Raw genomic sequence first — 9,173 nt, 5'->3', positions numbered from 1 at the left:
AGAGCTACGGCACCGGTGCCGACACGCTCTGGTACGACGACGTGGCGCTCGGCTCGACCCCGCCGGCCTGCTGATGCGGGCGGGCGACCGCCATCCGGCGCCCGTGCTGCCGGCGCGGGGGAAGAAGAGGGCGGGTCCCGGTGGTGCCGAGGGCGGCGCCGGGTGGGCGCCGCCGGTGCGCGCGGTTTCGTTCAGGCGGTGGTGCAGGCGGCCCCGTTCAGGGTGAACCGGTCGGGCCGGGCGAAGGTCCCGGTGTAGCTGCCCTGGAAGCCGAACGACTGACTGCCGCCGGCCGCGATCCGGGCGTTGTGTCCCAGGTTCGTCGCGGTGACCGTCCCCGAGGACGGGGACACCGTGGCGTTCCAGCTGTTGGTGACCTTCTGGCCGGAGGGCAGCGTGAAGGTGAGGTGCCAGTCGTCGACGGGGGCCGTCCCGGTGTTCGTCACGATCACGTCGGCGGTGTAGCCGCCCTGCCAGACGTTGGTCTTGTACGCCACCTTGCAGGACGCCGGGGTGCCCGGGTCGCCGGGGTCGCCCAAGCCGCCGCCCGTGGTGACCGAGGAGGAGAACGAGTTCACCGCGAGTCCGGCGCCGTTCGCCCAGGGCTCGAAGCCGGCCTGAACGCTCGTCAGGTACCAGGAGGAATCGGCCAGTCCACGGCTGATCGCCTGGCGCACGAAGTCCATCACGTCGAACGACCAGCTGCCGATGGCCGAGGGCGCGACGAAGGACAGCACGTCGTTGGAGCCGTTGTTGCCGGACCAGACCTGCCAGCTGCGGCCGGCGACGGTGGACGTGCCGACCGCGGACCCCACCGGCTGGATGGAGCCGACCTTGTTGAACCACACCATGATCTCGGTGCGGTTGACGCCGTCGGTGCGGGGTGTGGGGTCGAGCCAGATGTCGTACGCCGCGTCGTAGACGGCGTCGGAGACATAGCCGTACGAGATGCTGGTGAGGGCGCCGGAGATGGTGCTCAGCCGGGCCGGGAGGTAGGTTCCGGGCGAGCAGTTGGTGTAATGGCAGCCGTTGTAGACCGACGGGTAGGACTTCGGCGCGCCGTTGGTGGGCACGGACCCGTCCGCCTGGGTGAGGCGAAAGCCCGTGTCCGTGGCGGTGATGCACTGCGTGGCGCTGGTGCCCCAGCGGTTGTTCTGGACGACGTAGCGGCCCTGGATGGTCGTGGACCCGAACGCGTCGCAGATCTGGGTGTCGGCGTGGGCCGCGGGGGTCGCGGTCACCAGGGCGGCCACCGCGGCGAGGGCGGTGAGCACAGCGGCGAACAGCCCGCGCACGCTGCGGCCGTGGAGTGTTAATGGACCCATGGGGATGGGTGTCCTTTCGGTGGGGGTACGCGGGGACCGGAGAAGAGGAGCGCCCCCGGCCACACGGGTATGGGAGCGCTCCCAATCAGCGGCTTCCAGGAGCGTAGGGTCTGGTTATGTCCCTGACAAGAAGGGCACGCAGCAGAGTCGAACGTCCGTCGAAGACCCTGGTGGGCGCTGTGACGATGGCCTGCGCGAGTGCGGGAAGACGGTGACCTCAGGCGCCGTACGGCGTTGGAGCGCTCCCGGAAAACGAATCTGTCGCCCCTGCAAATCCCTGCGCGGACGCCTCAGGCCGAGTCCCTGCGGATCAGCTGTGTCGGCAGGATGACGTGACGCCAGGCACGGCCGGAGTCCTCCAGCGCTTCGAGGAGCAACTGGACCATGGCTCGCCCGATCTCCTCGACCGGCTGGCGCACGGTGGTGAGCTGCGGATCGGTGTGCTGCGCCAGCAGGAAGTCGTCGAACCCGATCACGGCGACGTCCTCCGGCACCCGGCGGCCTGCCGCGCGCAGCACGTTGAGGGCCCCGGCAGCCATCGTGTCGGATGCCGCGAACACCGCGTCGAGCCCGGGATGGCGCGCGAGGAGTTCGGTCATCGCCCGGCGCCCGCTCTCCTCGCTGAAGCGCCCTCGACGACCCACGAGGGCCCGCTCTTGCGGCCGGCCCGGCGCATCGCCTCCTCGTACCCGCGCAACCGGCACTGGGCGACGTACATGTCCAGTGGACCGGTGATGGTGGCCACGCCGGTCCGGCCGTCCCGCAGCAGATGGGCCACGGCGTCGCGGGCGCCGCCAACGTTGTCGGAGTCGACGTAGGAGACGCACTCGTCGCCGGAACGGCGGCCCAACAGAACGGTGGGCAGGCGAAGTTCGGCGAGCATGTCGGGCAGCGGCTCACCGCCGCGCACGGACATGAGCAGCACGCCGTCGATGCGGCCGCCGCGCGCGTACTCGACGAAGCGGCGCCGCTCGGCGTCCGTGCGCACCCGGGTGAGCAGCAGCTGGATGTCGGTGCCGGCCAGGGCGTCGCTCACCGCGCAGACGATCTCGGAGAAGAACGGCTCGCCGAACTGCCGCCAGTCCGTCTCCGTCATCGCCAGGGCCACCGCGTCAGCGCGGCGTGCCGCCAGGGAGCGGGCCGCCTGGTTGGGGACGTAGCCGAGTTCGGTGATGGCCCGTTCCACGGCGCGGCGGGTGGAGTCCTTCACCCCGTCGGCGTGGTTGATGACCCGTGAGGCGGTACCCCTCCCCACACCGGCGAGCGCGGCCACTTCCTCGAGCGTCGGCGTGCCGGAGCGCTGCTTCCCCACGATCGCTCACCCCCCTCGGTGACGACCCGATACTACGGCCGGTCAATGCTGGTTGTGGCCGGAGGCCGAGGACAGGGCCTGCCGCGCCGTCTTCTCGACCAGGGCGACGCCGTCGCTCATCGACGCGTTGCCGTTCGAGAGGACCGCGACGAGGTAGTGGTGTCCACCCGCCGTGATGCGGCCGACGCTGTTGACGTCCCAGAGCCCGGTCGTGTTGCGCTGCAACCAGCCGTTCTTGAGCGCCCACTCCGAGCCGGCGGCGGCCGAGACGCCCCACGCCTGGTCGTCGGCGACCCGGCTCATCAGCGTGTGGATGTAGGTCCGGGACTCCTCGTTCAGCGCGCCGGCGGCCGCGTTCGCCGTTCCGCCGTCGAACACCGCCCGCAGGAGCTGGATCTGGTCACGTGCCGTGGTCTGCGTGAGCCCCCACTTGGGGCCGGGGCCGCCCTTCGTCGCCGTCAGCCCCAGGCGCTTGTTCGCCGTCTCCAGGCCCGGCGCCTGGCCGATCTGCCGCCACAGGGCGTTCGCGGCCGTGTTGTCGCTGTGCCGGATCATCGGCTCCGCGTGGGCGCGTTCCTGGGCGGTCAGGTGCCGCCCCGCGTCCTGTGCCTGGAGCAGCAGCGCCGCGAGAATGTCGACCTTGATGATGCTGGCGGTGTCGTAGGGGACGTCCTCGCCGTACACCGCGGGCTCACGGCTCGCACCGTCGAGGTCGAGGACCGCGGACGTCACGTGCGCCGTGCTCCGCGGCTGCGCCGCCGCGGGGGCCTGGCCCGCGGGCGCGCCGGTGGCGGCGGCCGCCGGCGGTGCGTGCAGCGCGCCGAGGGAGAAGAGCGTGGTCACGGAGGACAGGAGCACGGCGGCGCACGCGGCGGCGCGCCTGCCACGGCGCCTGGAAGCGGTCTTCGCGGTCGCCGGGGAACACAGGTACGACATGGATGTACGGGCCTTACCGAGGAGTCGACACTGGGGCACTGAGGAGTGAACGTAGACAAAACGTGCGCCCTATGACGTGGCCCCCGTCACTCAAAGCCGCTTTTGGCCCGAATTGAGACAACAACCACAGTCACGGTCGGAGTCCGTCAGCCGGTGGTGTGACCGATCTGGAGATCGACTCGGTGGGCTCCTCCCGAACCCAGTGCCACGGCGGCGGCCACGGGCGGATACCCGGTGGCGACGACGGTGTAGGCACCCGGGGTCAGGTCCCCCAGGGTGTAAGTGCCGTCCTCGGCGGTCGTGGCCGACGCCACCACGTCGCCGCGCGCGTTCATGAGGGTGACACGGGTGTCGGGGACGGGGTGGCCGGTGTGCTCATGGCGCACGGTTCCGTGCACCCCGCCGGCACCTGCCAGCGTGACCTCGGAGAAGACCGGCTCGCCTCCGACGACGACCCGCACGGCACGCGGCCGGTGCCCGTCGGCCGACACGACCAGCGTGTACGCACCGGGTTCCGGTTCCGTCAGGGCGTAGGTGCCGTCCTGGGCCGACCGGGCGAGCTCCCTCTGGTGACCGCGGTGGTCGACGAGGGTGAGGGTGGCGTGGACGAGCGGTTCGCCGGTGCTGCCGCACACCCGGCCGCGCAGCGCCCCGGCGGCCGCGGTGGCCGGGGAGGACCTCGGACCGGCCTTCCCCGGGGGTGCCGCGACGGCCGAGTCGGCGGCCGGCGTGGCGGATGACGGCGCCGGGGCCCCCGTGGCCGCGGCTGACCCGGGTGCCGGCGCCGGGGCCTGCCCGGCCGCTACGGTCACCGGTGCCGGCGCCGGGGCCTGCGCGGCGGCCGCGGTCACGGGCGCCGCGCCGTGGCGGCTGCGGATCAGTGAGGCGCCCGCCGCCGCCAGGGACATGGCGATGGCCAGGGAGAAGACCACGACCAGACCGTCGTGGAAGGGCTGCGAGATCAGATGCGGGAAGTACTCACGCCCGGTGAGGTGGGCGGCGGCGGACGGCGAGAGGTGACCGAGGATGGTCGGGCCCAGCAGGTGCTGGATCGGGTTGTAGCCGAGGAAGGCGGCGAAGAGCACGCCGACCGGTGGCAGCCCGGCGACCGTGTGGGCGGCTCCCGCCGGGACGCCCTGGGCGGTGAGGCCCGAGCTGAGCGTGTCCGGCAGGCTTCGGGAGAGTCCCGCCACCATGAGGGAGAAGAACACTCCCATGGACAGCACCATGCCGGCGTTCTGGAAGGTGGCGCGCATGCCCGACGCGGCGCCGCGCGCGTCGGCCGGGACGCTCGACATGATGATCGACGTGTTGGGGGCGGCGAACAGGCCGCCGCCGAGGCCGTTGAGGAAGATCAGCCCGGCGAACACCCAGTAGTCGAAGTCGCCGGACAGGACGAGCAGCCCGGCGAAGGACGCCGCCATGACGACGAATCCCGAGGCGGCGAACAGCCGCGCACCGAACCGGTCGGACAGCGCGCCGGAGACGGGGCCGGCGAGCAGGAAGCCGATGGTCAGCGGCAGCATGTAGATACCGGCCCACAGCGGGGTGTCGGCGTAGTCGTAGCCGTGCAGCGGCAGCCAGATGCCCTGCAGCCAGATGATGAGCATGAACTGAAGTCCGCCGCGCGCGATCGCGCCGAGCAGGGTGGCCGCGTTGCCGCCCGCGAAGGCCGCGTCGCGGAACAGGCGCAGCGGGAACATCGGTTCGGCGACCTTCGTCTCGACTACGCAGAAGACGCAGAGCATCACGATCCCGCCGACCAGTCCGGCCAGCACCCAGGGGTTGGTCCAGCCCATGGTGTGGCCGCCGTACGGCTGGATGCCGTAGGTGATGCCCGCGAGCAGCGCGGTCAGCCCGACGGCGAAAGTGATGTTGCCCCACCAGTCCATGCGGCCGGGCCGGCGGACTCCCGTCTCGCGCAGCGACTTGTACGCCCACACGGTGCCGATCAGGCCGATGGGCACGTTGACCCAGAAGACGGAGCGCCAGTTCCAGGTGACGAGTGCTCCGCCCAGTACCAGGCCGAGGAACGATCCGGCGATGCCCGCCACCATGTTGACGCCCAGGGCCATACCCCGCTGCCGGGCGGGGAAGGCGTCGGTGAGGATGGCCGCGGAGTTGGCCATCAGCATCGATCCGCCCACGGCCTGCACGATGCGCCAGCCGATCAGCCAGAGCGCGCCGCTGCCGCCGTGGAAGGGGTCGAGGGACAGGATCACCGAGGTGAGCGTGAAGATGAGGAAGCCGGCGTTGTAGATCCGGACGCGGCCCATCATGTCGCCGAGCCTGCCGAGGGCGACCACCAGGACCGCGGTGACGAGCATGTAGCCCATCAGCATCCACAGCAGGTAGCTCACGTTGGCCGGCTGGAGCGGATCGAGGCGGATGCCGGTGAAGATGCCGGGCAGCGAGATCAGCACGATGGAGCTGTTGATGGTGGCGAGCAGCATGCCCACGGTGGTGTTGGTCAGCGCCACCCACTTGTAGCGGGGGTGGTCCGCGCCCATCCACGATGTGCGGGCGTGCTGCCCCGAGCCGGATGCGGGGCCTGGGCCTGGTCCAGGGCCCGGGCCGGTGGTGCCGGGTATGCGGCCCGTCCCGGTCTCCTCGGTGGTCATCGCACGCTCCCGCTGTTGTGCCGCCCGGACAGGTGGTCGGGCGCCGCGTCGCCCTCGAGCATCCGCAGCACCAGAGGGAGTGCGGTCCGTACGGCCGCTCCCAGCGCCTGCTGCTCCTCGGCGGTGAGCTCCGCCAGCAGGCCGGCCAGCCGGGCGTCCCGGGTCCGTCGCCGCTCGGCGAGCAGGTCCCGTCCGGCGTCGGTGACGGCGACGAGGGTCACCCGCCCGTCGCCGGGGTCGTCGACGCGACTCGCCAGCCCCCTGCGCTCCAGACGCTGCACGAGCTGGGTCATCGACGGCTGGGCCACCCCTTCGGCCGCAGCCAGCGCGGTCAGCCGGGCGGGGCCCTCCCGCTCCAGCCGGGCCAGGGTGGAGGCCGTGGTGAAGCTCATGTCCCGCCGGTCCGTCACGGCCCTGATCACGGCGGAGGCCGTCTCGGCCAGCGCGTGCGCGGTCTCCAGCGGGTCCTGCCCGCGGTCCGGGTGATCCACGCTCTCAAGTATCACGCCACCTATATAGGCAGGCTATAAAATCTTCGTAAGAAGACGTCCCGGGTGTCACTCGCCGGTCGCGTGCTCCTGGTGTCACAGGCCGCACCGCAGGAAGGCCTTCGACCGCCGGGCCGACCACTTCGACCACTTCGCCGCCTTGAGCAATGCCCCCGCAGTCCTGGATCGCTTCCGGCCCCGCTCCGGCAGGCTCGAGGATGCGGNNTCGAGCCTGCCGGCTCGGCTGACGCCTGTACCGCGCACCACATGCGGGGGGAAGCGCGTGTGATCAGTCCTCTTCGCGCAGGCCCCAAGGAGAGCCGTACTCGGTGAGCAGCTCCAGGAAGGGACGCGGGGGCAGGGCTTCCGGGCCGAGGACTCCCTTGCCGGACCAGGCGCCGGTGGACAGCAGTTCCATGGCGACCACCGGGTTGACAGCCGTCTGCCAGACCACGGCCTGCGAGCCGTACTCGCGCATCGACCACTCGTTGTCGACCACGTGGTACAGGTACACCTCGCGCGACGCACCGTCCTTGGTGCCCTTGACCCACGTGCCGGCGCAGGTCTTGCCCGTCATCCGCTCCCCCAGGCCCGCCGGGTCGGGCAGGCACGCGGCGACGACGTCTCGCGGGGAGACCCGCACAGGCCCGTCGTCCCCTGGCACCGTCACCCCGGCCGTCGCGTCCAGTCCCAGCTCGTGGAGGGTCTTCAGCTTGGCGATGAAGTCGTCACCGAGGCCGTACTTGAACGTGACGCGGCGCGCGTCCACCCAGCGAGGGATCAGCAGAACCTCTTCGTGTTCGACGTTGACGCACTCCACCTCACCGATGCCCTCGGGGAAGTCGAACACCTCCGGCTCGCTGAACGGTGCGGTGGTGAACCAGCCGCGGTCCTTTTCATAGACCACCGGAGGGTTGAGACACTCCTCGATGGTCGTCCAGATGCTGAAGGACGGCGCGAAGTCGTAGCCTTCGACCGTCAGATTCGCGCCGTCGCGGACACCGATCTCCTCGATGTCGTCGAAGAGTTCGTCGGCCGCGTACCGGGCGAAGACGTCGGACAGACCGGGCTCGACCCCCATGCCGACCAGCGCCAGCCGCCCGGCCTCGTCCCAGCGCCCGGCCAGGGCGAACTGTTCGTCGCCGAGCTTGACACCGCACTCCTCGAAGGGACGCGAAGCGTGCGGAGCGGACAGCGACATCGCCATGTCCAGGTAGTGCGCTCCGGCCTCCAGGGCCGCGGTGAAGAGCGGCATCACGAACCTGGGGTCGGTGGCGTTGAGGAGCAGGTCGCATCGTTCCTCGACGAGGATCCGGCGGACCTCGTCCTGGTCGGAGGCATCCAGCCGCCGTGCCCCGAACCGGTCGCCGCGCTCCCCGAGCGCCGCGACCGCGGCTTCGGCACGGGCGAGGTCGTAGTCGGCGACGACCATGTGGGTCAGGAACTCGCGGCGAGCTGCGATCCGGGTGACGGCCGTCCCCACGCCGCCCGCACCAACGAGAAGTACGCGCATCTCACACACCTTTCGTCCGAGGAGGCGAGCACCTCCGAACAGGGTCGATACAACGCGACGCGCGAATGTAAGGTCAACTGTGTTGGCATAAGCACGAGGCGGCTGGGAGCCGGCGGAGGAGGAAGCGACCGAGATGGCCAAGCAGGTCGTGCCGGAGGCCGCGCGTCAGCGGCGGCGGCGCACACGCAGCGGCACCGTGCTGTCCGAGGAGATCATCGTGCGCACCGCCCTGCGCGTGCTGCGCGCGCACGGCAGCACCGGACTGACGGCGCGTCGTCTGGGGGCGGCGCTCGGCGCCGATCCGAGCACTCTTTACCGCTACTTCGCCGGGATGGACGATCTGGCCCGGGCCATCGGGGACGAGCTGATGGGACGTGCCCTGGACAGCTGGACGGCCACCGGTGACTGGCGCGCGGACCTGCGTGCCCTGGGCCGGGCCATCCACGCCTCCTACCTCGCCCACCCACAGGCCGCCGTCCTCACGGCCAGCCGGGTCACCGGCAGACCGCGCGAGATCGCGGTGGACGAGACGATCCTCGGCATCCTGCGCGGCGCCGGGCTGCCCGACCCGGTGGCGGTCGGCGTGTACCACGCGTTCATCGACCAGAGTCTCGCCTTCGCCGCGCTCGACGCCGGATCCCTCGCACTGGCGGACGAGGCTCGCACGCGGGACGAGGGGATGTGGCAGTCCACATATGCGCGCCTGCCCGCCGAGTCGCATCCCAACATCGCCGCCACCGCACATCTCCTCGCCCGGCGCATGCCGCACAGTGCCTACCCGGCCGCGCTGGAGATGCTGCTGGAGCACGTCGCCGTGCAGCTGTCCCGATCCGGGACGTGACATCGGCTTCGACACGCCCACAAGAGCTCGTTGCCCAAGATTCGCTCGATTCTGTCGTCGGGGCAGTTGATTCGAGCGAGCAGATCCGTCATTGTGCTCGAAACGACTGCATGACGTGCCTCTCATGCAGAAGAGAG

6 protein-coding genes and 1 pseudogene are annotated in these 9,173 nt (G+C 71.0%); 1 reads left to right on the top strand and 6 read right to left on the bottom strand.

Annotated features, from left to right (window positions below; all coding sequences use genetic code 11):
- Positions 1-191: 191 nt before the first annotated feature.
- The 6 genes and pseudogenes from BZY54_RS08210 to BZY54_RS08185 all read right to left on the bottom strand — a co-directional run bounded on the left by BZY54_RS08210 (position 192) and on the right by BZY54_RS08185 (position 8,195).
- Positions 192-1,325 carry a glycoside hydrolase family 12 protein gene (locus BZY54_RS08210; RefSeq protein WP_086724068.1) on the bottom strand — a complete coding sequence of 378 codons (1,134 nt, stop codon included), beginning with the start codon at positions 1,323-1,325 and terminating at the stop codon, positions 192-194.
- 290 nt (positions 1,326-1,615) lie between these two features.
- Positions 1,616-2,637: pseudogene (locus tag BZY54_RS08205) on the bottom strand (LacI family DNA-binding transcriptional regulator).
- Positions 2,638-2,679: 42 nt separating this feature from the next.
- A complete protein-coding gene (locus BZY54_RS08200) occupies positions 2,680-3,573 on the bottom strand; it encodes a serine hydrolase (protein ID WP_086724066.1) in 894 nt (297 codons plus the stop codon).
- 146 nt (positions 3,574-3,719) lie between these two features.
- Positions 3,720-6,083: an MFS transporter gene (locus tag BZY54_RS08195; RefSeq protein ID WP_425276268.1), complete on the bottom strand. Its 2,364-nt coding sequence runs from the start codon at positions 6,081-6,083 to the stop codon at positions 3,720-3,722.
- A gap of 107 nt (positions 6,084-6,190) precedes the next feature.
- Positions 6,191-6,685, bottom strand: coding sequence for a MarR family winged helix-turn-helix transcriptional regulator (locus tag BZY54_RS08190; RefSeq protein WP_244217027.1), 495 nt, complete (start codon positions 6,683-6,685; stop codon positions 6,191-6,193).
- Positions 6,686-6,971: 286 nt separating this feature from the next.
- Entirely contained in the window at positions 6,972-8,195 is a 1,224-nt protein-coding gene (locus tag BZY54_RS08185) for a saccharopine dehydrogenase family protein (RefSeq protein WP_086724062.1), read from the bottom strand.
- Positions 8,196-8,328: 133 nt separating this feature from the next.
- Here BZY54_RS08185 and BZY54_RS08180 point away from each other — a divergent pair, with 133 nt between their 5' ends.
- Positions 8,329-9,036 (top strand): TetR/AcrR family transcriptional regulator, encoded by a 708-nt coding sequence (locus BZY54_RS08180; protein ID WP_086724060.1) that lies wholly within the window; start codon positions 8,329-8,331, stop codon positions 9,034-9,036.
- The last annotated feature ends 137 nt before the right edge of the window (positions 9,037-9,173 follow it).

This window comes from Streptomyces carpinensis (assembly GCF_002154505.1).
In the GTDB taxonomy this organism is placed as follows: Bacteria; Actinomycetota; Actinomycetes; order Streptomycetales; family Streptomycetaceae; genus Streptomyces; species Streptomyces carpinensis.
Note: the sequence above shows the minus strand (reverse complement) of the source record. Positions and strands in the feature narration are given on the sequence as shown.